The sequence below is a fragment of the Pseudomonas aestuarii genome (assembly GCF_027988105.1).
Classification (GTDB): Bacteria; Pseudomonadota; Gammaproteobacteria; order Pseudomonadales; family Pseudomonadaceae; genus Aquipseudomonas; species Aquipseudomonas aestuarii.
This window is the reverse complement of the sequence record NZ_JAQJZJ010000007.1, coordinates 1-25,298: the sequence shown is the minus strand read 5'-3', so window position 1 is coordinate 25,298 and position 25,298 is coordinate 1. Positions and strand designations below refer to the sequence as shown.

General features: G+C 61.1%; 22 protein-coding genes. 11 read left to right on the top strand and 11 right to left on the bottom strand.

What is annotated here, in order from left to right:
• Positions 1-31 precede the first annotated feature (31 nt).
• On the bottom strand, positions 32-1,240 hold the full coding sequence (locus tag PH586_RS15275) for an ammonium transporter (protein ID WP_271348625.1): 1,209 nt from the start codon (positions 1,238-1,240) through the stop codon (positions 32-34).
• A gap of 393 nt (positions 1,241-1,633) precedes the next feature.
• Here PH586_RS15275 and PH586_RS15270 point away from each other — a divergent pair, with 393 nt between their 5' ends.
• The 3 genes from PH586_RS15270 to PH586_RS15260 are packed head-to-tail and all read left to right on the top strand — an operon-like array spanning position 1,634 to position 2,678.
• On the top strand, positions 1,634-1,951 hold the full coding sequence (locus PH586_RS15270) for a DUF883 family protein (protein WP_271348624.1): 318 nt from the start codon (positions 1,634-1,636) through the stop codon (positions 1,949-1,951).
• Positions 1,952-1,962: 11 nt separating this feature from the next.
• The gene (locus PH586_RS15265; RefSeq protein ID WP_271348623.1) at positions 1,963-2,346 is read left to right on the top strand and encodes a phage holin family protein; all 384 of its coding nucleotides are present in this window, start codon (positions 1,963-1,965) and stop codon (positions 2,344-2,346) included.
• Positions 2,343-2,678, top strand: a complete 336-nt coding sequence (locus tag PH586_RS15260) for a hypothetical protein (protein ID WP_271348622.1) — start codon at positions 2,343-2,345, stop codon at positions 2,676-2,678. Before PH586_RS15265 ends, PH586_RS15260 begins: the two co-directional genes overlap by 4 nt.
• Positions 2,679-2,888: 210 nt before the next feature.
• Here the strand turns inward: PH586_RS15260 and PH586_RS15255 are convergent, their stop codons facing one another.
• Positions 2,889-3,266, bottom strand: a complete 378-nt coding sequence (locus PH586_RS15255) for a DoxX family protein (RefSeq protein WP_271348621.1) — start codon at positions 3,264-3,266, stop codon at positions 2,889-2,891.
• A 323-nt stretch (positions 3,267-3,589) separates the two neighbouring features.
• Here PH586_RS15255 and PH586_RS15250 point away from each other — a divergent pair, with 323 nt between their 5' ends.
• From PH586_RS15250 to PH586_RS15240, 3 genes are all read left to right on the top strand, one after another.
• Positions 3,590-4,921: a deoxyguanosinetriphosphate triphosphohydrolase gene (locus tag PH586_RS15250; RefSeq protein WP_271348620.1), complete on the top strand. Its 1,332-nt coding sequence runs from the start codon at positions 3,590-3,592 to the stop codon at positions 4,919-4,921.
• A gap of 3 nt (positions 4,922-4,924) precedes the next feature.
• Positions 4,925-5,989 carry an FUSC family protein gene (locus PH586_RS15245; protein WP_271348619.1) on the top strand — a complete coding sequence of 355 codons (1,065 nt, stop codon included), beginning with the start codon at positions 4,925-4,927 and terminating at the stop codon, positions 5,987-5,989.
• Positions 5,990-6,126: 137 nt separating this feature from the next.
• Positions 6,127-7,932: a HAMP domain-containing protein gene (locus PH586_RS15240; RefSeq protein ID WP_271348618.1), complete on the top strand. Its 1,806-nt coding sequence runs from the start codon at positions 6,127-6,129 to the stop codon at positions 7,930-7,932.
• 353 nt (positions 7,933-8,285) lie between these two features.
• On the opposite strand, the gene PH586_RS15235 is transcribed toward PH586_RS15240, so the two are convergent.
• Positions 8,286-8,630: a YggL family protein gene (locus PH586_RS15235; RefSeq protein ID WP_238043812.1), complete on the bottom strand. Its 345-nt coding sequence runs from the start codon at positions 8,628-8,630 to the stop codon at positions 8,286-8,288.
• Positions 8,631-8,867: 237 nt separating this feature from the next.
• On the opposite strand from PH586_RS15235, the gene dacB reads away from it, so the two are divergent.
• Complete coding sequence (dacB, locus tag PH586_RS15230) at positions 8,868-10,307, top strand: D-alanyl-D-alanine carboxypeptidase/D-alanyl-D-alanine endopeptidase (protein ID WP_271348839.1); 1,440 nt, start codon at positions 8,868-8,870, stop codon at positions 10,305-10,307.
• Between the two features lie 27 nt (positions 10,308-10,334).
• Here the strand turns inward: dacB and PH586_RS15225 are convergent, their stop codons facing one another.
• The 7 genes from PH586_RS15225 to recQ form a co-directional block, all read right to left on the bottom strand.
• Positions 10,335-10,763 (bottom strand): hypothetical protein, encoded by a 429-nt coding sequence (locus PH586_RS15225; RefSeq protein WP_271348617.1) that lies wholly within the window; start codon positions 10,761-10,763, stop codon positions 10,335-10,337.
• 107 nt (positions 10,764-10,870) lie between these two features.
• The gene (locus PH586_RS15220; RefSeq protein ID WP_271348838.1) at positions 10,871-12,034 is read right to left on the bottom strand and encodes an MFS transporter; all 1,164 of its coding nucleotides are present in this window, start codon (positions 12,032-12,034) and stop codon (positions 10,871-10,873) included.
• A gap of 271 nt (positions 12,035-12,305) precedes the next feature.
• The gene (locus PH586_RS15215; protein WP_271348616.1) at positions 12,306-12,599 is read right to left on the bottom strand and encodes a SelT/SelW/SelH family protein; all 294 of its coding nucleotides are present in this window, start codon (positions 12,597-12,599) and stop codon (positions 12,306-12,308) included.
• 140 nt (positions 12,600-12,739) lie between these two features.
• Positions 12,740-14,794: a FimV/HubP family polar landmark protein gene (locus PH586_RS15210; protein WP_271348615.1), complete on the bottom strand. Its 2,055-nt coding sequence runs from the start codon at positions 14,792-14,794 to the stop codon at positions 12,740-12,742.
• A 297-nt stretch (positions 14,795-15,091) separates the two neighbouring features.
• Positions 15,092-16,495, bottom strand: a complete 1,404-nt coding sequence (locus PH586_RS15205; protein WP_271348614.1) for a DHA2 family efflux MFS transporter permease subunit — start codon at positions 16,493-16,495, stop codon at positions 15,092-15,094.
• The gene (locus tag PH586_RS15200; RefSeq protein ID WP_238043798.1) at positions 16,495-16,935 is read right to left on the bottom strand and encodes a MarR family transcriptional regulator; all 441 of its coding nucleotides are present in this window, start codon (positions 16,933-16,935) and stop codon (positions 16,495-16,497) included. Before PH586_RS15200 ends, PH586_RS15205 begins: the two co-directional genes overlap by 1 nt.
• A 168-nt stretch (positions 16,936-17,103) precedes the next feature.
• Positions 17,104-19,230, bottom strand: a complete 2,127-nt coding sequence (gene recQ, locus PH586_RS15195; RefSeq protein ID WP_271348613.1) for a DNA helicase RecQ — start codon at positions 19,228-19,230, stop codon at positions 17,104-17,106.
• A 155-nt stretch (positions 19,231-19,385) separates the two neighbouring features.
• Here recQ and PH586_RS15190 point away from each other — a divergent pair, with 155 nt between their 5' ends.
• The 4 genes from PH586_RS15190 (at position 19,386) to lapD (ending at position 23,234) form a co-directional block, all read left to right on the top strand.
• The gene (locus PH586_RS15190; protein WP_271348612.1) at positions 19,386-19,973 is read left to right on the top strand and encodes a YecA family protein; all 588 of its coding nucleotides are present in this window, start codon (positions 19,386-19,388) and stop codon (positions 19,971-19,973) included.
• A gap of 15 nt (positions 19,974-19,988) precedes the next feature.
• Positions 19,989-20,390: a YbaN family protein gene (locus tag PH586_RS15185; protein ID WP_271348611.1), complete on the top strand. Its 402-nt coding sequence runs from the start codon at positions 19,989-19,991 to the stop codon at positions 20,388-20,390.
• Between the two features lie 177 nt (positions 20,391-20,567).
• Positions 20,568-21,278 (top strand): cysteine protease LapG, encoded by a 711-nt coding sequence (lapG, locus tag PH586_RS15180; RefSeq protein ID WP_271348610.1) that lies wholly within the window; start codon positions 20,568-20,570, stop codon positions 21,276-21,278.
• 9 nt (positions 21,279-21,287) lie between these two features.
• Positions 21,288-23,234 (top strand): cyclic di-GMP receptor LapD, encoded by a 1,947-nt coding sequence (gene lapD / locus PH586_RS15175; RefSeq protein WP_271348609.1) that lies wholly within the window; start codon positions 21,288-21,290, stop codon positions 23,232-23,234.
• 86 nt (positions 23,235-23,320) lie between these two features.
• Here the strand turns inward: lapD and PH586_RS15170 are convergent.
• A partial coding sequence (locus PH586_RS15170) for a type I secretion C-terminal target domain-containing protein (RefSeq protein WP_271348608.1) occupies positions 23,321-25,298 on the bottom strand: 1,978 nt, incomplete at its 5' end.

Sequence of the window (25,298 nt, the reverse complement as noted above, 5' to 3'; positions counted from 1 at the left end):
GCGGGCTTTTTGCGTATTGGAGCGTCTTCGATCAGTCTTCGCTGACCGAGCCGATCTTGTGGATCGACAAGTCGGCGCCATTGAACTCTTCTTCCTGACCCAAACGGATGCCGACCAGCGCCTTGAGCGCGCCATACACCAGCAAGCCACCAAGCAACGCCACCACCACACCGAGCGCGGTGCCGACCAACTGACTGCTCAGGCTGACACCACCCAGGCCGCCCAAGGCCTGCTGACCGAAGATCCCGCAGGCGATGCCGCCCCACACGCCGCACAAACCGTGCAACGGCCAGACGCCGAGTACGTCGTCGATCTTCCATTTGACCTGGGTCGCGGTGAACGCCCAGACGAACAGGGCCCCGGCGATGGCGCCGGTAGCCAGCGCGCCGACCGGGTGCATCAGGTCAGAGCCGGCACATACCGCCACCAGTCCGGCCAACGGACCGTTGTGCAGAAAGCCCGGGTCATTGCGCCCGACCAGCAAGGCCGCCACGGTACCGCCGACCATCGCCATCAGCGTATTGACCGCCACCAGGCCGCTGACGCTGCCCAGGGTCTGCGCACTCATCACGTTGAAGCCGAACCAGCCGATGATCAGGATCCATGAGCCCAGGGCGAGAAAGGGAATATTCGACGGTGCGAACGCCACCAATTTGCCATCGCGATAACGCCCGTTACGTCGCCCCAGCAACAACACCGCCCCCAGGGCCAGCCACCCGCCCATCGCATGCACCACCACCGAGCCGGCGAAGTCATGGAAAGGCGCACCGAACTGCGCCGCAATCCAATCCTGAATGCCGTAGTTGCCGTTCCAGATCACGCCCTCGAAGAACGGGTAGACAAAGGCCACGATTAGCATAGTGGCGCACAGTTGCGGACCAAACCTGGCGCGCTCAGCTATTCCACCGGAGATGATCGCCGGAATCGCGGCGGCGAAAGTCATCAGAAAGAAGAACTTGACCAAGGCATAACCGTTGCCTTCGGTCAGCACGCTCGCCGGTTCGAGGAAAGTCACGCCATAGGCAACCCAATAGCCTATAAAGAAATAGGCCAGGGCTGAAACGGCGAAGTCGGAGATTATCTTCGACAAGGCGTTGACCTGGTTCTTCTGGCGCACCGTTCCCACCTCGAGAAAGGCGAAGCCGGCGTGCATGGCCAGCACCATGACCGCACCAAGGAGGATAAACAGGGTATTGGAGCCGTGAATCAGGGTTTCCACAGCACTATTGATGTTGTCCATCAGCGAAGAAAACTCCGTGGTTAGGGAAGACGCACCAAAGGGGGTCGCCAGCTAACTCATGCGCACCATCTGGTGGCATAACAAACGACCCACTCCATGCAGCACAGTCATACAGGGCAGTAAAACAGCCCCACTCAAAACCGCACAAAAGGTATTTAATCTATAGTTATTAGAGACTTACAAATGCACAAAGCCATCCAGGCCGCCCCCTGGGGAGCCCCATAAAGGAGCGTCAGGCGAAAAGTGCGCACCAGCACAATGCAAGCGCTGTACCAGTACTCGATCGATCCACAGGCGAAACCGCCCTGCCATATAAAAAAGGAACCCAATCTGCACACCACACTCGAAGCTCTTACACTGAACACTGAACAACACCGTTCAAGGAGAAACTCGATGCCTCGTAATAACGCCAACGCCACAAGCCAGGATGAACTGCTCAACGAATTTCAGGCACTGGTTAGCGACACCGAGAAATTGCTGCAACATTCGGCCAGCCTGGTTGGCGAGCAAGCCGAAGAGCTGCGCGAACAGATTCGCACCAGCCTCGGCCGTGCCCGCTCCACCTTGCACAATGCAGAAGACTCGCTACGCGAGCGTGGCAAGGCTGCAGTCCAGGCAACCGAGGGTTATGTGCAGAGCCATCCCTGGCAGACTCTGGGCGTGGCTGCCGCCATCGGCTTGCTGCTGGGCATGCTGATCACCCGGCGCTGATGAGAGAAGACATGGAAGCCACACCACCTGCCACACCAAGCCGCGGCGGCTCGCCGCGGCGTTTTGCCGGCGCCCTGCTCGGCTTATTGCATGGCCATATCGCGCTGTTTGGCGAAGAGTTGAAAGAACAGCAAAGCCATACACTTCGCCTGCTGGTACTGGCGAGTCTGAGCCTGGTATTTGGCTTGCTGCTGATGGTTGGCCTGTCCGCTGCGCTGCTGATCAGTTTCTGGGATAGCCATCGACTGACCGTAATCATCCTGCTGTGCGCGGCTTATACCCTGGGTCTGCTGATTTGCCTGCTGCGCCTGCTGGCACAGCTGCGCAATGCCCCTCCACCGTTCAGCGCCAGCCTCGAAGAACTGGCCCGCGACCGCGAGCAACTGCTGCCATGAGCCTACCTGAACTACCTGCCAAGGCCTCGCGCAGCGAGTTGCGCAAAGCCATGCTGCGCCTGCGCCTGGAGATGCATCGCCAGGAACTGCGCCATGAAACACTGGTAATGCTACAGCCGCTGCGCCAGGCGCAGTATTTCACCAGCCATTGGCGTGAAGAGCTGGGCAACAGCAACGCACCACTTTGGGTCGCCGGTGGCGCCCTGCTTCTGGCAACGCTGGGTATCCGCCGCGGCAACTGGCGGCGCTGGCTGCGCATTGCCCTGATCGCCTTCCCACTGCTCAGGCGCAACCCGCCCCGAGGCACTGGCAACGAGGCAAAAAACCCATAGGCATGCAGCTTGGCCACCTTCTGGCCTGACTGAACCCTACGCCGCACTTTACGGCGTTTTACTGTCTGTCCATAAGCCGAGGAGGTGTCCCGGGCTCGCACACCCCACGCGAAGAAGCGCGTGGTCGTCTGCTGCATCACGGCAGCCTACTGGCCGAGCGGGTCAGCCCACGCTCACGTGAGCCGCGCGCCCCATGCAGCAGGTCACAAACTACTTACCGCGCTGAGCATCGACACTGAAGGCGCCCGCACCTTGCACATAAAGCAGAAGAAATCCGCCAGCCATGGCGAGGTTCTTCATGAACATGATCATTTGCGTCTGTTCGGCAAAGTTACGATGGAAAATCACCGCGGCCGCTATACAAAAGCCTGCCATTGCCAGCGCCGCCCAGCGGGTGAGAAAACCGAAGATCAGTGCAAGGCTGCCGCCGATTTCCAAAGCGATCACCAGCGGCAGCAGCGCGCCGGGGATCCCCACACTCTCCATATAGCCCTGGGTACCGGCATAACCGGTGATTTTGCTGAATCCGGCTAACAGAAAAATATGGGCCAAAAGCAGCCGAGCGACCAAGACGATTGCATTATTCATACATCCTCCATTATTGAGAAAAGCCGCGTTAGCGAACGCTTACGGCCTGCTTCAGTGGATCACCCGATATTCGCTGTTGCGGGAGGTGCAGATGTGCTGGATACGCTTTCACGCAACAAGCCCCAGCTGGCAGGATGCCTGCATTCGCACCTTGATCTGATCTTAGCAACGCCCCCCTCTTTCGCCACTCGAAGGCATGTTGAGTGGCGTCACGCTAATGCCCGCATGCCATCCCTGCGACACCTGCAAAGCCTGGATACTTGCAGGAAAGCCCGGCAACCCCGAAGCTAGGGCCATCTGCCACTTAATGGCGAGGACTGGCCTTGGACTGGCAAACACTGCTCAACCGCGAACGACTCGGCAAACCGACGCACAGCGCCGATGAATTGGGCCGCACGCCCTTCCACAAGGATCATGACCGGATCATCTTCTCCGGCGCCTTTCGCCGCCTGGGACGCAAGACCCAGGTACACCCGGTGTCGAGCAACGACCATATCCACACGCGCCTGACCCACTCGCTGGAAGTCAGCTGCGTCGGCCGCTCGCTGGGCATGCGCGTCGGCGAAATGATTCGCAGCGAGCTGCCCGCCTGGTGCGAGCCGAGCGATCTGGGCATGGTCGTGCAGTCGGCGTGCCTGGCCCATGACATCGGCAACCCGCCATTCGGTCATTCCGGCGAGGATGCCATTCGCCACTGGTTTCAGCAGGCCGCAGGGCGCGGCTGGCTGGATGCGATGAGCGCAGCCGAGCGCGGCGACTTTCTCAGCTTCGAAGGCAACGCTCAGGGCTTTCGTGTACTCACCCAACTGGAATACCACCAGTTCGACGGCGGTACGCGACTGACCTATGCGACCCTCGGCACCTACCTGAAGTACCCCTGGACTGCGCGTCATGCCGAAGCGCTCGGCTACAAGAAGCACAAATTCGGCTGTTACCAGAGCGAACTGCCACTGCTCGAACAGATCGCCCAGAAGCTCGGCCTGCCGCAACTGGAAGAACAGCGCTGGGCGCGCCACCCGCTGGTCTATCTGATGGAGGCGGCGGACGACATCTGCTATGGCCTGATCGATCTGGAAGATGGCCTGGAGATGGAGCTGCTCGACTACAGCGAAGTCGAGGCACTGTTGCTCGATCTGGTCGGTGACGACCTGCCGGAAACCTACCGCCAGCTTGGCCCGCAGGATTCCAAGCGGCGCAAGTTGGCGATCCTGCGCGGCAAGGCCATCGAACACCTGACCAATGCTGCTGCCCATGCCTTCGTCGAGCAACAGGACGCCCTGCTTGCCGGTACGTTGCAGGGCGATCTGGTTGAGCACATGCACGGCACTGCCAAGCGCTGCGTGCAGAGTGCCAAGGACATGGCGCGGGAAAAGATTTTCCAGGACAAGCGCAAGACCCTGCACGAGATCGGCGCCTACACCACCCTGGAAATCCTCCTCAATGCCTTTTGTGGCGCCGCTCTGGAGCAGCATGGCGGGCGCACACCCTCGTTCAAACACCGGCGCATCCTCGACTTGCTCGGCAACAATGCGCCGGATCCGCACGGTTCGCTGTATAACTCGTTTCTGCGCATGATCGACTTCATCGCCGGCATGACCGACAGCTACGCTACTGAAATGGCCCGTGAAATGACGGGACGCTCGAGTCCGGTGTAACCCATGAAAAGCGTTCTACGCAAAACCTTCAGCTGGCATGCCGGTCCGCCGGCCTGGGGGCCGGCGATGGTCGCCGGCTTCGGCTGCGCCCTGCCCCTGTTACTGGGTTTGTTCAGTGGCCATCCGGGCTTTCTCTGGGCATCGGTTGGCGCCTTTCAGGCCGCCCAGGCCAACCCTCTGCACCGCCTCGGCATGCTGCGCATGTTGATGCTTATCGGGCTCGGCGCCTGCAGTGCCGGCCTGGGTTTCTGGGCGGCCAACGATCCGCTGACCAGTATGGGCCTGTTCGCTGCCTTCGGCTTCTTGCTCGCCTGGCTGCAACGCTTTGGCAGCGAGGCCGGCAAGCTCGGCATAGGCCTGGCTGTCTGCCTGTGCCTGGGCCAAGGCCAGCATGGCCTGGGCCACCTGGATAAACCGCTCGCCATTGCCATGCTGTTCATCCTCGGCGGGCTCTGGGTGATGCTCCTGGCGTTCGGCCTGCGCGGCATGCATGGCCTGCGCATGTGGCCGTACATGCCGCGCTTCGTCAGCCTCCTCAAAGTGCTCAAACGCCACGCCAAGCGCTTGCCGCAGCAGCAGTGGCGCCTGCATGCGCTGGCCTGCACCCTGGCCTTCTCGCTCGCCGGCCTGATCGTCAACCTGGCCGGCCTGGAACGCGGCTACTGGCTGACCTTGACCGTGGTTACCACACTGCAACTGGAATTCCAGGGCAGCCTGGTACGCGCCCTGCAATCGAGCTTGGCCAGCCTGGCTGCTGCGGGGTTGTTGATTTTACTCGGGCATAGCCTGCAGGATCCGCCGCTGATGGTCGCCACCCTGCTGCCGCTGATCGCCCTCAGCCGTGCCGTTCAGGCCAACCACTACGGCTTATTCGTGCTGCAAACCACCGTATGCTTCGTCTTGCTCGCCGAAAGCCTCGCGCGGGATTGGCATCTTGCCGAGGTGCGTTTGCTCAACGTCCTGTTTGGCCTGGTTCTGGCGTTGTTCGTCGCCCTGCTCATGCACGGCCTGAGTCAGTTGCTGGATAAACGCACGAAGCGCGTTGCCGCGCTGCGGCGAACGCCTTGAGACTGTCGTCGAGCCTGTTAGTCGAATCGCAGCGCTAAGCCGAGATATTCTTATAATTAATCGCTTTTAGCAGGCAACACGACAGCTCCTTCACTATGCTCCCTGGGTTCCTAGCGCACTTCACGGAGAGACGCGCGATGCCCAGGGTTCCCAGCCGCCACGACCGCCGCCTCCCGCTGCACCTGCATATCAGCGTGTTGTTCACCTTGCTGTTAGTGCTGATAGGCATAGTGCTGGGGCTGTTCAACTACCAGCAGAACTCGCAGATTATCTTCTCCAGCAGCGCCAAGCTGTTCGAGCGCATCCAGCAGGATGTGCAGAAGGACCTGCACCACACCTACCAACCGATCAACCACCTGCTCAGCATGCTGGTGCTCAATCGCGCGACCCAGGCGAGCGACCTTCAGGGCCGCCTGGCGCTGCTTGAACCTATGGCCCAGGCCCTGCGTGACAACCCCAAACTGGCCTCGCTGTACCTCGGCTACGCGGACGGCGACTTTTTCATGCTGCGACCGCTACGCAGCGAGACGTTGAAGCAGCTCCTGGCGGCCCCCGAGCAGGCAACCTATCAGGTCTGGTCGATCGAGCGCAGCGAAACCGGGGACGAGGCCCATGACCTGTTCTTCGACGATGCACTGAACCTCATCAGCCAGCAGCAACGCCCCCTGGAAACCTTCGATCCACGCAGCCGCAATTGGTATCTGAGCGCCAGCAGCCAAACTGAACAGATCACCACCGCGCCTTATGTGTTCTTTTCCACCCAGCAAGTCGGCACCACCTTGGCCAGACGTGCCGGGCCGACCAGCGTTCTGGCCGCGGACCTGACGCTATCCGACCTCTCCACGACCCTGGCCGAACACCAGGTGACGGCCAACAGCCAAATCATCCTGTTCGACGCCGAAGGCAATACCGTGGCCTATCCAGACAGCACGCGCCTGCTGAGGATACATGACGGTGAAGCGTACCTGACCCCGGCGCGCGATCTCAGCCCAGAACTCGCGACCCTCCTGGCCGATGGCCCGGACGCCCCACACCAGGGCATTCTGGAGCTGAGCGAACGACGCTGGGTCGTTTCGCACCGCCATATCCGGGAAGGCGGACCACAAGGTCTGCACCTGGCGCTACTGGTTCCGGAAGACGAACTGCTGGCCGACGCCTACCGCGTCCGCTGGCAAGGCGCACTCATCACCCTGACCACTTTGCTGCTGTGCCTACCCTTGGGCTGGCTGGCTTCGCGCCTTATGGCCAACCCCTTGCGCGCCTTGGTCCTAGAGGCCGAGGCCATCCGCCGTTTCGACTTCGATCATCCAGCCAGCGGTCACTCGCCGGTGCTGGAAGTGGATCAGCTGGCTGAGTCCATGCGGCGCATGAAGCAGACCATTGCCAGCTTCCTCGACATCTCCACCAGCCTCTGCGGCGAAACCCGCTTCGATACCCTGCTTGAGCGAATCCTGCAGGAAACCGTGGCCATCAGCGCGGCCCACGGCGGCCTGATTTACTTGCTCGATGTCGACAGCAGGCGTCTGCAACCTCATGGCCTATTTCTCCATGGCGCGCAGCACAGCCTCGACAAGCACGGCATTCGTGGCTACGACCAGGCCGCCAGCTCATTGCCCAGCTGGCTGCAGCAACCAGCCAACGGCGCCAAGAGCTGTATCGTCTCGCTGGGTTTCGACCAGGCCGGCGACTACCGAAGCCTGCTGCAAACCCTCGACTGCCCACGCGTCCACCTGATAGCCAGCGGTCTGCATAACCATAAGGGAGACCGCCTGGGCGTTCTGGTACTGCTGCACTGCGACCATGGCGAGCCAGCCGACCAGGCCATGCAAAGCCGCGAAAACGTGGCGTTTGTCGAGGCGGTGTCTGGAGTCGCGACGCAGTGTATTGAACGCCAGCGGCTGCTGGATCGGCGCGAACAGCTGCTCGACTCCTTAGCCAACTGATCGCCTACGCTATCGATACCAAGCGCCCTGCATCGGCGAGCACTGCTAGCGCCTAGCGGAAATCACCCGGACACCTCTCACGCACGTTGCCCCGAGACTGCCTGACTGGTTCGCGCGCACGAATACCTGTCGGCGCTACGCCAAACGCTTCAGGCGGGCACAACAGATCGAAGAGGTGGGTGAACGCACAGTACTGAGCAAGGCCGGGGCGGCAGACATGACGGCCGCTGGACTCGATTGGCTCTTGCCGAATCAGATCGACATACAGGAAGGGAGGGGGCGGAAGGAAAAAGCCTGCATGGCCTGGACGGTGAAGCAACGGCTGGGCATATTGCATGCCCAGCCGGCGAACATCAGGCCGGAGTATTGATAGTGCTTTCCGGATACCAGACATCCATCAGCGGGCTGACAGTAATGTCGACCAGCTCATCACGCCCCTTCAACCAAGCTTCGACCTGGGCACGCTGCTCTTCGCTGACCGAGCCACGCTTGGCCAGGCATACCAGACCATAGTCATCGCCGCCGACATAGCCAAGACCGTTGGCGGTCATGGCGTCACGCAGAAACTGATCGAGGAATGCATCAATGGCCTCTTCGGCCAGATCGTCTTTGAAGTTCAGGTTCAGCTCAAAACCCAGCTCCTGGAATTCATCCACGCAGAGTTTTTTGCGCAGACGGCGGGAACGGTTAGTAGCCATGGAACAATCCTCAAAAGTGATAACGCGCGGCACTTTAGCAGCTTGCCGTGCGAATTGCCCGCCTCTCTGCCAGCCAGGCGACAGGCGCTACACCGAGCAAAGCATTTACGCCGGTCATAGAGCAGCGCAAGCATCTCGGCCCTCGGGCATAATGTGCGGCGATTCACAAAACCTCGACGAAACTTTCCGCACATGTCACTCGTGACCACCATCCCTCAACTGGAGGGTATCTACCCCATGATCAACACCTTGCGTACGCTGGTTATCGCCGGTCTGCTCCTGCCGCTCGCCCTGCCCATGCAGGCCACCGCCAGCAGCGGTCTGTCACATAAGGTTCAGCAATCGCTCAAAGCCAGCAAGATCAGCACCCAATCGCTGTCGGTGGTCACCCTGCCGCTTACCGGCCCTGGCGACAGCACCTTCTTCAACGCCGACGTGTCTATCAACCCGGCCTCGACCATGAAACTGGTGACCACCTTTGCCGCGCTGGAGCTGCTCGGCCCGACACACCAGTGGAAAACCGAGTTCTACACCGACGGTCCGCTGCAAGACGGCGTACTGCACGGCAACCTGTTCCTCAAAGGCGGCGGCGACCCCAAGCTGAACATGGAGCGACTCTGGCTGCTGCTGCGCGACCTGCGCGCCAACGGCGTACAGCAGATAAGCGGCGATCTGGTACTTGACCGCAGCCACTTCAACCAGCCCGCGCTGCCGACCTTCAACGATGACGGCGGCGACACCAACAAGCCATATCTGGTCACCCCGGACGCCTTGCTGGTCAACCTCAAGGCGGTGCGCTTCATCGCGCGTAATGACGGTGGCAAGGTGCACATCGCGGTCGAGCCACCGATTGCCGAGATCAGTATCGACAATCAGGTCAAGGCCCTGCCGGCGGGCAAGTGCCCAGGCTGGCCGGATGTGCGCTACAACCCGGTGAAACAGTTCGACGGTACTACCGTGATCGTCACCGGCAAGCTGGCAGAGGGCTGCAGCGCCCAGACCTATCTGTCCCTGCTCGACCACCCCGGTTATGCCGCTGGCACCGTGCGGGCCATCTGGCAGGAACTGGGCGGCAAGATCCTCGGCAAGGATCGCCTCGCCGATGTACCGAAAGATGCACGCCTGCTGGCCCGCGCCTTCTCCCCGGACCTGGTGGAGATCATCCGCGACATCAACAAATACAGTAACAACACCATGGCCCGTCAGCTGTTTCTGAGCCTCGGCGCGCAGTTTCGCAATGAGGCCGACGGCGACGACGCCAAGGCCGCCCAGCGGGTGATCCGCAGTTGGCTGGCGCGCAAGGGCCTCACTGCGCCACACCTGGTAATCGAGAATGGCTCTGGGCTGTCGCGTGACGAGCGCGTCAGCGCACGTGAAATGGCGCAACTGCTCCAGGCTGCCTGGAAAAGTCCCTATGCCGCCGAATTTATCAGCTCCCTTCCGCTGGTGGCCATGGACGGCACCATGCGCAAACGCCTGCACCGCACTGCCCTGGCCGGCGAGGCGCATATCAAGACCGGCACCCTGAACAATGTCCGCGCCATCGCCGGCTATAGCCGCGACAGCAATGGCAACAGCTGGGCGGTGGTGGCGATTCTCAATGATCCGCGGCCCTGGGGCGCGTCATCGATTCTCGACCAGGTACTGCTCGACCTCTATCGTCAACCCAAACCCTGAACACGGAGAGAGGCGGCTACCCGGCATTCAGCCGCGCAAGCCGCCTTCGCGTTCCCAGGCGCAACGCACCCGCAACTCGCCTTCCTGAGGACTGTGACCCGCGTTGTCCGACTCCCAGCGGAAGGTATGGGTGCCGTTCAGTTCGGTTTCCAGATGCACCACGGCGCTGGCCCAGTACAGGCGCTTGAGCAGCGTTTCGAACTGCTCGACCCACAGGCTCCACTCGTACTCGACCGCCCGGTAACTGGCACCGAAATGAATCACCTGGGTCTGGTACAGACCTTCCCCGGGCTGCTGGCAACAGGCAAACATCTCGCGCCCCAGAAATGGCCAGGCCTCGCCAGCCGGCAACTGACCCAGTACCTGGTGGTTGATCTCACGACGCCGGCAACTCTGCGCCGGGCTATCGGATGGCCAGTCGCGAATGCAGCCATAAACGATGGATTCGGACTCCACGCGGGTACTCCAGAAAATCAAGGCTGCCTTCTATCACAGCACCGATTGCCGAGAAAGGAACTGCTGGAAAACTTTGTCATTTTGCCGGCCGACTCACACTCGTTAGGTCAGGAATGGCGAGGGCCGTGGCGCATGACCCAGGCCAGCACTGTCATCAGTAACGCCAGACTGGTCAGCACCATGAACGGCAATTGATAGTGACCGGCAAGGTCGCGCGCCAGACCAGTCAGAACCGGGGTCAGACACGCCATGCTGTAGCCCATGCAGAGCATCATCGCAGTCCAGCGACTGACCGCCAGCGGCGAGCCCGCCTCGTACAACGGCAGCACCAGGGACAAGGCAAATGAGCCGCCAAGACCGAAGCCGATGCTGACCGCCCAGAATTCCGGTGCAAAGGTCGGCACAAAGGTGATCATCGCCAGGCTGAGGGACGACACCAGGCCACAGGCGACCAACAAGACATAGCGATTGCCGAAACGCTGGGCTAACCAGGGCAACAGGAACGCGCTGGGCATGCCCATCAGCATCGAAATACTGAACAGCGCATTGCTGTGCAACAGGGTCAGGCCTGCCTCGTGATAACGCGCCACCGCCCAGGTTGCCAGGGCATAGAACAGACCGGCCTGAATCGCGAAAAAGCAGCTGATCAGCCAAGCACGTGGTTGATTCCAGGGCAAACCGCTAGCGGCTTCTGCTGCGTCCGCAGACTCCGCGCGGTTGGGCAGCCACAGCCACAGCAGCAACCCCACTAGCGCGGGCAAGGCCCAGACCGCCAGCCCCCGGGGCCAACTGTCGGCGAACAGGTGCGTGGCTGGCGCCGTCAGCACGGCGCCAGCCGCGCCGCCTACAGCCATGCTCAGGGAATACCAGCCGACCACGGTGCCCATCTGGCCAACGAAGTGGCGCTTGATGAACCCTGACAGCAACGGTCCGGCAATCGCAATGGCAGCCCCGAGCAGCACCGCACTGGCAATCAGCACCGCACTGGACTGGCCAGCCAGGCGCATCAGCAAGGCGGCCGAAATCACCCCCATGCACAAGGCGATAGTGCGCTCCAGCCCCAGGCGCAAAGCCAGGCGCGGCGCAACAGGTGCCAGCAATCCCATGCACAGTACCGGCAATGCCGTGGTCAGACTGATCAGGCTCCGGCTCAACGCCAACTCATCGGCAATCCGTTCGATCAGCGGCGCCAGCGAGGTGATCCCAGGACGCAGATTGATCGCTGCCACCACCAGCGCCAACAGCAACAGGGCTTTAGAGGGCGCCTTCAATTTGCCGCAATCCAGGCAGGTCGCAAAGACAATGGGCAACAGGTTTCATGCGTGCTTTTCACTAGCATCAAACATCCTTTCAGCTGGCCTACAGAGCTGGCAACCCTAGCGCCGAGACAGTTTGAGAACAAGTCCAAGAACCCAAAAGTTGACCGACCGATCAGCCAAACCGACCTCGCGGAGTTGCCTCGCCACAGGGTGGCTGACCTTAGTGAGTTGCCAGGATGGCCAGCATGCTCATCCAGCCAGCAAAGCGCTGCCGCGCAAGCGATCAGGTATCGTTCGAGCGATCAGTGTGGCCAAGATCCCGGGTCGGATCGATCAAATCGCGCAAGCGCTGCTTGAGCACCTTGGCTTCGGGAAAACCACCGTCGGCTTTGCGTTCCCATATCTGCACACCCTCACAGGTGACACGAAACACCCCGCCGGTGCCGGGCTGCAGGCTGACCTTGTCCAGATCATCGGCAAAGGTAGACAGCAGCTCCTGGGCCAGCCAGGCTGCGCGCAACAGCCATTGGCACTGACTGCAATAGGTGATGGTCACTTCGACTTTGCCGCGGGACATAAGCCACTCTGCCTTGGTAAAAAATCATGATAACCCCCGCCCGACACTCACGCCTGCAACGAAAAAGGCCCGTTTACCTTACGCGGGTAAGCGAGCCTTTTAGCTGAAGCTTAAATCAGCGGATGGCTTGAACCGTGCCTTCAGGCAATTTTCGCCAGCAACTCGCGAGCTTCCTGTTTCTCCTCGTCATCCCCATCGTTGATGACTTCATTGAGGATGTCACACGCACTTTCCAGACTGCCTTGATCGATGTAAGCCAGTGCCAGGTTGAGTTTAGCCAGATTATCGTGGTTGCCGGCCAACTGATCGAGGTCGTGCAACAGGTTGCCGTCAGCGGCAGGGGGTTGATCGAGGAAACCTTCGCTCAGATCTTCCTGCAACCAGTCATCCGCCGATGCCTCTTCGACCAGCATGTTCTGGGCAAATGGACTGCGTGCATCGCGATGGCCAGCCGACTCAAAGGCCTCCGACACGTCGTCACGCTCGGAAAACTCCGGCACCGAGGCTGCATCCTTCTTGCGCATGCTGGTTGGAAACGGGCTCACCAGATCCCAATCCGCATCCAGCGACAGGTCATCCAGATTGAGCTGAAAATCATCGTCCAGTCCCCCCTCCTCTTGCACCGGCGCTTGCAACTGCGGCTCGTCCAGCACAAGGGTGGCATCGTCCAGCATCTCGCCACTCACCAAGGCATCGCGCAACCCGGGGTGACGCGCCTTGAGCTGATCGATACGCGCCGCAGTGAAGCCGGCAGCGCGCAATTTCGCTTCCTCTTCGGCGAAGGCCTGGGCATTACCTTGCTGGGCCAAAACCTCCAGCAGACGGAAGCGAATATCACTGCGCTCCGGCTGCACATCCAGCGCCTTGCCGAGGATCACCGCCGCCTCACCGTAGCGGCCATAGGCGATGTAGATATTCGCACCTTCCAATGCATCAGGGGGAGTAACGGCGGCAACCGTTGCCTGGCTGACCCGGGCTGCTGGAGGCACGCTTTTCAGCAGCGGCGCAACAGGTTCAGGCGCCTTTGTCGCAGGCTCGGGTATTGGCTGAACCTGTTGAGTCAAGGGTGACGATGGCCGCCGGTTACGCCAGAACAGCCCGAGCAGGCCCGCCAGCAACAAGACCAGCGCAGCCACGGCGGCGCTGAACCAGTTGCGGCTCGGCGGCACGGCCGACTCGCTCAGCTCAACCCGCGAAGACTCCGCCACGGCAGACACCGGAGACGCTGGTGCCAGCGCAGGACGCGCCACTAACTGGGCTTGCAACTCAGCCAGCTGCCGGTCCTTGTCGCCCACCTGTTCCTGCAGCTGCTGCAACTGCGCCTGCAGATCAGTGATGCCCTGTTGCAGCCTGAGGTTTTCCTCCGCCTGGCTGAGCAACTCCTGATCCAGGCGGCGTTGCATTTGTGCCACCTGTTCAACCTGCGGGTCGACTGGCGGGTCGACTGGCGCCAAGGCTTCTGCGCTGGCAATAGGTGCACTGCCTGCCTGGGCGGTATCCGGCAGCAGCAAGTCGGCCCCAGCCCGCAGGCGGTTGATGTCACCACGACTGAATGCCTGCGGGTTAAGCGCATGGATATCGCGCATCAGCGCCTGCTGCGAGGCCTGGCTACCGGCAGCGCGCAAGCCGGCGGCGATCTTCCACAGGCTGTCGCCACTGGCCACCTGATAACGCGCACCCGCGTCGGCTGCCGGCATGACGCGAGGCGCCGCGGCAACAGCGGACGGGGCCGAAACCACCTGACGCTCGGATGCTGCCCGCACCTTTGGCACGGCGGCAACGGTGCGGTAGGCCGATGAACCGGGCGGATCGAGCAACAGGGTGTATTCGCGTAGCAGCGCGCCATTGGGCCGCGCCACTTCGACTATGAAGTTCAGATAGGGCTCACGCACCGGCTGACTCGACACCACACGAATCACGCTGTTGCTGCCGCGCAGCAAAGGGGTGAAGCGCAGATCATTGAGAAAGAACAGGCGATCGACACCCGAGCGACTGAATACCTCGGCAGACGCCAGCCGCACCAGCAGATCACCGCTGGACAGATCGGCAACTTGCAACAATTCGATTTCAGCCTCTAGCGGCTGATTAAGTGCCGAATGCAGGGTGATTTCGCCCAGCCCCAAGGCGGGCACTACCCCGGAATAGAATGCTGAGCTTGAAGCAAGGCCGAACAGCAATTGCCGGACTCGAGACATATGAACTCTCCCGCTGACTCCGCTCCCGAGTCGTCACACCACTCCACGCCTTGGCGTGCGTATCCGTCAGTGGTGAAAACAGTGGGTGCAGCAAATTCGTACGTCGGGGAGACACTCCATGTCGAACCCGGCTAATGAGTGAGTATGGCCATGAATTTCCAGCGTGCACGCTTGAACAGGTTTTCTGTTAGTGCACGCCGAGCAATAAGGCAGGTAGCCATCATACGCAAATGCACTGCAGAGCAGTCAATAAAATGACCCCGATAGCCACCCAGCCTGCTGAGCGCGTACCGGCGGTCAGTGCCTCGTCGAGCGCACGCGCCAAGCTGCCAGCACGGTCAGAGCGAAGACCGCCGCCATCAGCCAGAAACTCTGCTGGAATGCTAAGGCTTCGGCAACCAGGTCACCCCCTTCGCGGCGATGGCGCCACTCGAGAAAAAATGTCAACAAGTTGACGCCAAACGCACCACCAAGTTGCCGAACGAAGGTAATCGCACCGGCGCCCAAAGCCAGCTCCTGCGCACTGAGGATGTCCAGCGACCCCGTGCTCAACGCTGGCAACAGCAATCCGAGCCCAACCCGTCCAACACAGGCCCAGAAGCACAGCACGGCAAACGAGGCGCCTTGCTCAAGCCAACCGAAACCTGCAGCAGACAAGGCGAAAATCAGCAAACCGCTGACCAGCAGCAAGGCCGCCGACTGCCGATCGCTCAGCCAGCCACCGACAAAGGAAGCGGCGCCCATCAGCACTCCCGTAGGCAACAGCAGCAATCCGGCGCGTCCGGCGCTGTAGCCTTCGACTGTTTGCAGGTACAGCGGAATCAGGTAGGTCGAGCCATACAGGCCCATACCCAAGGTCAGGGCCACCCAGCTGGCATTACGAAAGCCCGCGTTACGCCACAAGCGCAACGGCAATAGCGGCTTGGTGCTACGCCAGCTCCGGGTGAAAAAAGCGATGAACGCCAACGTACCCAGCAGGCCAGGCAGCCAGACGCGCGGCGCCAGCCAGGCAAAGCGCTGAGCCTCGGCCAGGGCTTCGAGCAAGGCGAACAGGCCCACACACAATAAAATGAACGCCCATATATCCAGAAAAGGCGTGGTTTTATCCCGCTGACTGGGCAACAGCCACTGCCCACCCAGCATTGCCAGGGCGCACATGGGCAGTGGCAACCAGAACACGGCACCCCAGCCAAAATGATCGACCAGATAGCCGCCAATGGTCGGCCCCACCGTGGGCGCGACCATCACCCCCAGGCCGTAGAGCCCCAAGGCCATGCCTCGACCGCCGCCAACGAATACGCGAAAGATCAACACCATGGCCAATGGCTGGACGATCCCGGCACACAGCCCCTGGACGATGCGCAGGGCAATCAGTTGCCAGGCCTCGTGGGCGACCAGTGCCAGCAATGAACTGAGCACGAACAGCAGCAGACCGAACTGCGCAGTGCGCCTGGCGCCAAATCGCGAGTGCGCCCAGGCGGCCAATAACAAACCGGCCGTCATGGCTGCGAGAAAACCGGTGGATAGCCACTGCGCCTGCGGCCGGCCGATCGAAAAATCCAGCATGATCGCGGGCAGGGCCACATTGATACTGGTCGAGGCCAGCACCATGGCCATGCTGCCGATCATCAATATGCCCAGCAACCAGCGCGGGTAGCGGGGACCGAAACGCGCCTGCAAGTCCGCCAGGTCTTGCCCCATCAGCGTTTTTCCAGGTTACCCAGAATCCGTGCGTGCACTTGCTGGCATCGGCGCAGCTCTTCTTCGTCTATACCGGCGAAGAGCTCTTTGCGTAGCTGGGTGGAAATGGCCTCGATCTTTTCGATCAACGGCTGTGCTGGTGGGCTCAGAGCGATTTTCTTGGCGCGGCGATCTTCCGGTACCGCCTGCCGGGTAACCAGCCCCTGGGCTTCCAGGCTATCGAGCAGCCGGGCCAGGGTTGGCCCCTCGACCCCCACGCTTTGCGCCAGCTCACGCTGGGTCGGCAGCTCCTCAAAACGCGACAGGTGCAAGAGCACCAGCCAGCGCGCCTGTGACAGTCCCAGCCCGACCAGGCGCCGATCGAGTTCGGCGCGCCAGGAGCGGGATAATTGGGCTAATTGCATGGCGAAACGGTGTGGATCCAACTGCGTATGCGGCATGGTTAAACGGCTCTTTTAAATATCAAAAACTAATTATTAGTGAGCTAACCATAACCGCACACCCAGAGCAAGCCCCCTTGGGATCTCTCGGCTGTATCAGCATTTCACACACTGAGGCGCAAGGGAGTTCCGCAAACCAGCCATTGGCACTCGCCCCGAGCGGTGCACTCAGGTACCGAATTCGGCCTGCAATGCGGCACGCACGCAGTACAACACACCGTCATCGGCCCGCCCGACGAACAACCGGCTGACTTCAGCCACTGGCGGCAGCTCGCCTTCGCCATCGAGAAAGGCGTCCTGGATCTCGCCGAGCAGTTCTTCCGGCAGATCCAGCGCTTGCTCCAGGGATAGCTGCTGGCGGCCGATGGCCTCGGCCAGCAGGCTGTAAACGTTCTTTTCGCTGCACTTGAGTTGACTGGCGATCTGCAACGGGGTCATGCCGGCACGGGCCAGGCTGACCAGTTCATGACGCAGGTCGAGCACCACTCGCGGCGCTTCGGCATTCCCGCCCAGCACTTCGAGGAAGGCTTCGCCGTAGCGTTCCAGCTTGCGCGCACCGACCCCGCTGACCTGCGCCATTTCGGCCAGGCTGCCAGGCTTGCTGCGCAGCATTTCCAGCAGGGTGGCATCGGGGAAGATCACATAGGGCGGCACTGCATGTTCCTCGGCCAACTTGCGGCGTAACGCGCGCAGGGCTTCCCATTGTTCGCGCTCGTCGCCACGCACCAGTTGGCTGGCAGCACTGCTGGAGGTTTTCGCCGTGAGCTGCGGTTTCAGGTCGCGGCGCAATTGCAGCGCCACTTCACCGCGCAGCAAGGGCCGGCAGCTATCGGAGAGACGCAGGCCGCCGTAGCCTTCGAGGTCGACATCGGCCAGGCCGCGCGCCACCAATTGGCGGAACAAGGAGCGCCACTCACCCTCGCCGAACGCCTTGCCGACGCCGAACACCGACAGGTGCTGATGACCAAGGCCGCGCACCTTCTCGTTGTCACGCCCGAGCAGCAGATCGACCAGATGACCGACGCCGTAGCGCTGACCGCTGCGGTAGATCGCCGAGAGTGCCTGGCGCGCCGGCTCGGTGGCATCCCAGGTCTGCACGCCATCAATGCAGTTGTCGCAATGGCCGCAGGGGTTGGGCATGTCCTCATCGAAATAAGCCAGCAGCGTCTGTCGCCGGCAGCGAGTTTCCTCGCAGAGTGCGAGCATGGCATCGAGTTTGTGCTGCTCGACACGCTTGTGCCGTTCGTCGCCTTCGGAGTTGTTGAGCATCTGCTTGAGAAAGATCACGTCCTGCAGCCCATAGGCCATCCAGGCGTCCGCCGGCAGGCCATCGCGGCCGGCACGACCGGTTTCCTGGTAATAGGCTTCCAGCGACTTGGGCAGGTCCAGGTGGGCAACGAAGCGCACGTTGGGCTTGTCGATGCCCATGCCGAAGGCGATGGTCGCCACCATGATCAGGCCTTCCTCGTTGAGAAAGCGCTTCTGGTGGTAGGCGCGCAACTCGCTGGCCAAGCCGGCGTGGTAAGGCAATGCCGGAAAGCCCTGTTCGGAGAGGAAAGCCGCCATATCGTCGACCTTCTTGCGCGACATGCAATAGACGATGCCGGCATCGCCCTTGCGCTCGGCGAGGAAAGCCAGCAACTGCTTGCGCGGCTGCTCCTTGGGCACGATGCGGTAGAAGATATTGGGCCGATCAAAGCTGGAGAGAAAGCGCTCGGCATCCTGCAAATGCAGGCGCTGAACGATTTCTTCACGGGTGCGCATATCCGCCGTGGCGGTCAGGGCGATGCGCGGCACATTGGGAAACAGCTCGGCAAGCTGGCCCAGCTGCAGGTATTCGGGGCGAAAGTCATGACCCCACTGCGACACGCAATGCGCTTCGTCGATAGCAAACAAGGCGATGTCCAGACGCTGCAGGAATGCCAGCATGCGCGGTTGTACCAGGCGTTCCGGGGCCAGGTAGAGCATTTTGATCTCGCCGCGGTTGATCCGCTCGGCGATCTCGCGCTGCTGCTCGGCATTCAGGGTGGAATTCAGGGCCACTGCCGCCACCCCCAACTCGTCGAGGGTGGCGACCTGGTCGTCCATCAAGGCGATCAGCGGCGACACTACCACCGCCAAACCCTCGCGCAGCAAGGCCGGCACCTGAAAACACAGCGATTTTCCACCGCCGGTCGGCATCAGCACCAGGGCGTCACCGCCGCCCGCCACGCGCTCGATAATCGCACCCTGGCGGCCACGGAAGCTGTCATAACCGAAAACGTCTTTGAGGATGCGCAGTGCGTGGTCGAGCATGAAAGGTCTCCGAAACGAGCCGCGCATTATACGCACCTGCTTGCCGGACTGAGTTTTGATCTGTTTTTTCGCTGCGCATTCTTCTAGAACTATGGCTGCTGCTGCAGGTCTGGACTAGAATCCATCCTCGTTTACTTCTTCAAGGTAGCCCCACGATGTCCTTCGCCGAGCAACTGTCCCGCCTGCAAGCCTTTCTCGACGCCGATGAGCTGCATGAAGAGGCTCTGGACTACGTGGCCGCTCACGGCTACCTAACCGCCTTGTCGATCTGTCCAGACCCGGTACCAGCGCGTGAGTGGATCGACGCCCTGTTCTCCGAGCCCCCGCATTACCGCAGCGACGCGGAGCGCGACGATATCGAAGCCACCCTGGTGCAACTGCAGACTCATATCGCCCGCCAACTGGCCAGCGACGACGACCCGGAAGTACCTTGCGAACTCGATCTCGGCGACGACCCGGACGACTCGGACCTGCGCGGCTGGTGCATCGGCTTCATGGAAGGCGTGTTCCTGCGTGAAGCAGCCTGGTTTGACGATGCCGAAGACGAGGTCAGCGAACTGCTATTGCCGATCATGGTCGCCTCCGGCTTGTTCGAGGAGCAGGCAGAGTTCGCCGAAATCGCCAGCGACCGTGACCTGGTAGACAGCATGGTCGAGCAAATTCCCGAACTGCTGACCGCACTGTTTCTGCTGTGCCATGCCCCGGAAGAAAAGCCAGCCCTGCTCAAACCCCGTCACCATTGAGCCTGCGCCACTGCCATGGCGCGTGACGTAAAGGAAAACCATAATCCGCTGATTCGCTACGCTCTGCTGACCCTGGGTTGGCTGTGCGTAGCACTCGGGGTGATCGGAATCTTCCTGCCGGTCCTGCCGACCACGCCGTTCCTGTTGCTGGCCGCAGCCTGCTTTGTCCGCAGCTCGAAGCGCTTCTACCTGTGGCTGGTACTGCACCCCAGGCTTGGCCCCTGGGTTCGCGATTACCTCGAAGGCCAGGGCATCCCGCTCAAGGCCAAGGTCTACAGCATCAGCCTGATGTGGCTCAGCATCGCCCTCTCCTGCTACCTGGTCCCCCTGTTCTGGGCACGGGCCTTCATGTTGACCAGCGCAGTGTTGGTCAGCCTTTATATCCTCAGGCAGAAAACCTTGCCCAACCCGCGTTGACTGCGCGCGCTATCCAGCTATTGAGCAGGCACACTGTGATCCGTAGGGCGCTCGCCGCAGGCACCTGAATGGCCTCGCTGCGGAGCTCGACTTTTCCACAACCGCTGACTTGACCACGTACGGCAAAACCGCGGGATGCCGCCTAAACTCCAGCCATCATTGGCGGAGAAGCAACAGATGTGGCCATGGCAGCGCATTCCAGGATGGCAACAGCGCGGGCATTGGCCGGCGCTTGCGCTGGTCTTGTTACTTGGCGCCCTGCTCGGGCTGAGCCAGGCCCTGGCCGCCTGGGCCGACTGGGACTTCAGACGGCTCATCGATACCGCCGAAAAACGCTACGGCAACCTGGGCAACGCCAGAATCCGGATCTTGGCCTGGGAAACCTTGTTCAAGGACAGCGCCCACCTCGCGGAACAGGACAAGCTGGACAACGTCAATCGGTTCTTCAACCGGCAGATTCGCTTCGCCGACGATAGCCACGTCTGGCAGCAGGTCGACTACTGGGCCACGCCCATCGAATCCCTGATCAAGGGCGCCGGCGACTGCGAGGACTACGCCATTGCCAAGTATTTCAGCCTGCGCCGCCTCGGCATCGCCAGTGAGAAGCTGCGTATCACCTACGTCAAGGCCCTCAGGCTGAACCAGGCGCACATGGTACTGACCTACTACCCCAGCCCGGCCGCCGAGCCCCTGGTGCTGGACAACCTGATCAATCAAATCCGTCCCGCCTCACAGCGCCAGGATCTGCTGCCAGTGTATGCCTTCAATGCCGAAGGCCTGTATTTACCAGGCGCGCGCAGCAAGAAGAGCGACAGCAAGAAACTCTCGCGCTGGCAGGATCTATTGAAAAAAATGCACACAGAGGGCTTCGCCATCGGCGAAGGTTAGGAGAACGCCATGTCGCTGCTCAAGCAACTGTTTCTCGCCATCTGCCTGTTCCTGGTGGTGGCCTTTACCGGCAGTTTCATTGCCGGTGTAGAAAACTCCCGCGAGCAGTTGATCAGCCAACTGAGCTCTCACGCCCAGGACGCAGCCACCGCCCTCGGCCTATCGTTAACGCCCCATGTGGACGATCCGGCGATGATCGAGTTGATGGTCAGTTCGATTTTCGACAGCGGCTACTTCACCAGCATCCGCGTGCTCAGCATCCCTGACGAACGGGTCATGGTGGAGCGGCACAGCAATATCGCAAGTGGGCAGGTGCCCCGCTGGTTCGTCCGCCTGGTCGACCTGCAACCCCAGGCCGGCGAGGCCTTGATCATGCGCGGCTGGGAGCAGGCGGCCCGGGTCGAAGTGCTCAGCCACCCGCAGTTCGCCATCGCCAAGCTATGGGACAGCGCCATTGGTAGCCTGCTCTGGCTGCTGCTCTGCGGCCTGATCAGCGCGATTCTCGGCGGCTGGTTGCTGCGCAGCCAGTTGCGTCCGCTCGACAGCATGGTGCAGCAGGCCCAGGCCATCACCCGCCGCGAATTTCTGACTCTGCCCAAAGTACCGCGCACTCCCGAACTGAAGCGTGTGGTACTGGCCATGAACCAGATGGTGGACAAGCTCAAGGCGCTGTTCGCCGAAGAAGCCGCCCGCAGCGAGAAACTGCGCGAAGAAGCCTACCAAGACAGCCTTACCGGCTTGGCCAATCGACGCCTGTTCGACATCCGCCTGGCCAACCTGCTGACAGTCACGGAGCAGAGTGCCGAAGGCTACCTGATCGTACTGCGGGTCAATGACCTCGCCGGTCTCAACCAGCGCTGGGGCGGCCAGCGTACCGATGCACTGATAGTCGCCATCACCGAACTGCTCAAGAGCCTGCTCAACCCGCCCACCCGCGCTCATTGGCTGGCCGCGCGCAGTCGCGGCGGTGAGTTCACCGTACTCGCACCCGGCCACAGCCGCTTGGAGGCCGAGCAACTGGCGCGCGAACTCCACGAAGACCTGGAAAATCTGCGCCAAACCGATGCCAGCGACTGTGCACCCGTGGCGCACATTGGCATGACCGTATTCAGACCGGGCGAGGCCATCGGCCAGGTACTGGCCCGCGCCGACCAGGCCCTGGCCCAGGCGCAGAGCGACCCGAGCCTGCCCTGGGGGCGCCTGATCGAGTTCGCCAGCCAGCCCGGCCAAGGGCTGCATGAGTGGCGCCAGTTGATCGATGACGCCTTGCTCAACGGCAAATTGCAGCTGTATTTCCAGCCAGTGGTGAAATGCACTGATCGCAGCCAGGTGCTGCATCAGAAGGTCCTAGCACGCTTAATCGACCCGCGGGGAGAAACCATAGTCGCCGGACGTTTCCTGCCCTGGATCGAACGCCTGGGCTGGTCCGCACGCTTTGACCTGGCCATGCTCGAACACAGCCTGGCGCACCTCGCCCGGCACCCCCAGCCCCTGGCTTTGAGCCTGTCCAGCAAGACCCTGCACGAACCGGAAAGCCTGTCGCGCCTGCTCGCCATACTCAAACAGCATCCTCAGCAGGCAGCACTACTGGCCCTCGAAGTGGACGAACATCATCTTCCCAGACCTGCCGAGGTCGAAAGCCTGAGTCAGCGCATCCGCGACACCCGTTTCCAGCTCGGCCTGCAGCATTTCGGTGGACGCTTCAACCTGATTGGCAACCTCACCCACCTGGGCCTGGCCCACCTGAAAATCGACGGCAGCTATATTCGCGCCATCGACCTAGAAAGCGATAAACGCCTGTTCATCGAGGCAATCTTCCGCACCACCAACAGTATTGATTTGCCGCTGATCGCGGAGATGGTGGAAACCGAGGGAGAACTTGCAGTGCTGTGCGAACTGGGCATCCACGGCGCCATGGGCCGCCTGATCGGCGCACCGGCACCATGGAAGGGCTGAAGCGGCAGTCGACGGAAACGACCCACCACGATAGATCTCATTAGCCCGCCACCCATGCAGGTGGCGGGTTGGCCTCCGAATACTGTTTAAACGGTATCGACCTTGAGCGCGTTGTCGCCGAGCATGCCATCGATCACCGTCGCAGCATCGCTACTGCCGTAGTATGCCCCGCTAGACAGATCCACGCCCTCCAGCACGATCTGTTGTACCACCGGACCACCGGCTGTCGCACTCACATCAATGGTGGTGCTGGTCGCTGCAAAGTTGAAGTTCAGGTAAGCGTCCAGTACGTTGCCGCTATCTGTCTCACCGACCAGTAGCTGCGAAAGATCCAGCACGTCGGAGTTCACCCCGCTGGTATCCACCGTGAAGTCGGTGATGTGGTCGATCCCGGTATCGCCGGAATTCCACACGAAGGTGTCCTTGCCCGCACCACCCGACATCAGGTCGTTGCCCAAACCGCCGATCAGGGTGTCCTCGCCATCACCGCCCGACAGCACATCATTGCCCAACAGGCCACTGAGGGTGTCATCCCCGCCATAACCGAATAGGTGATCCACACCACTTGTTCCATTAATGACGTTGGCGCTGTCATCTCCCTCGACGCTGCTCGCCAAAGGATATAGGGTCGAATTGATTGCACTGGTAACGCTATCGCCATCGCCGTCGGTAGCCGTGATGTCGAAATTCAGGTCAATTGGCTCACCCGCCGCAGTTTGCGTATAGGTGAAGAAGCCCAAAGAAAACTCATCGGTGTCAGCAGCCCCTTCGACATAAACGGCGCTGAAACCAGTGTCGGAACTGATCTGGTAGGTCCAACTGTCCTGCATGCCCTGGATGGTGATCGAATTGCCGTTATCGACCAGAGTCACCGATCCGGTTACATCGACACCGCTGCCATTGAACACCTTGATATCGGTGGTCGACAGGTTGACCTGCGTTTCCCCTCCATCAGCGTTACCGAAGACGTAGTCATTGTTGGCGATAATAGCCGTCACGATCAGGTTGGCCGTATTGGTCTTGCCGCCCTGGACGTACAGCTTCTGGCGGAAACCAAACACCGTATTGTGATCGGTATAAACGAACCCCGTACCATTGGCGCCGCCGGTAGCCAGGTTATTAATGAAATCGAAGCGCACATTTTCGGCGGTGCTGATCCATTGGCTGCCAATGCCAATGTCATCAATATCGCTGTTGATGCTGCCGCTGGTCGACGAAATCAAGGCATCCTGGACAGTCCCGCCAATGTCGATCAACCCCTTGAAGTTGACATTACCCGCGCCGACACCACTCAGGTTGGTGGTGGTGACCTCAATAGCGCCATTGGAGATTACGCCGTAAGAGGTCAGCGTATAGGTATCGCTCGACGGGTCGATATCGATGACCAATCCCACCTGGTCATCCAGGGTCTTGAGCACCAACTCAGTTTCGTCGGCGCCGTAGTAAAGGTGCAATTCCACACCATTGAGGAAGAGCGTTTGACCATAGGCATCGGTGGCGATATCGCCCTCGGTGAAGTTGCTGAATACCACGGTGCCCACACCATCAGCACCAGCGGCATTGGCGAAATTCAGGTTGGTCGTGACCATGTGCGACGTCGGCACCTGATCGACCAGTAGCGCCGTAGCCGGAGCAAACGGCTGTGGCACGTCGTCGACGATCTCGATGACGATGCTCGCCGGCAGCGAACTGGCTGTGCCGTCCGAGGTGGTCAGGCTGAAGGTGTCGCTCTCCACCACCCCGTCCACGTCGATGGTCGGGCTGGTCAGCTCGTAGCTGTAGCTACCCACCCCGGTCAGGCTGTTGTAGGCGGTGATGGTCAGGGTGCCGTTGCTGCCGGCGAAACTGGCGCCGACCAGGCTGCCGATGACCACGGTAGTGCCGTTGATGGTCACGCTCTGCAGGTCATCGAGCCCATCGGCGTCGCTGAGGCTGAAGCTGCCGCTGGCAAACTCGCTGTTGCTGGCCGCATCCGAACCATTGGCCAGGCCGGCTTCGTAGACCAAATCATTGGTCCCGCCATTGCCGGGATCGACATTGATCTCTGGGATATCGTTGCTGCCA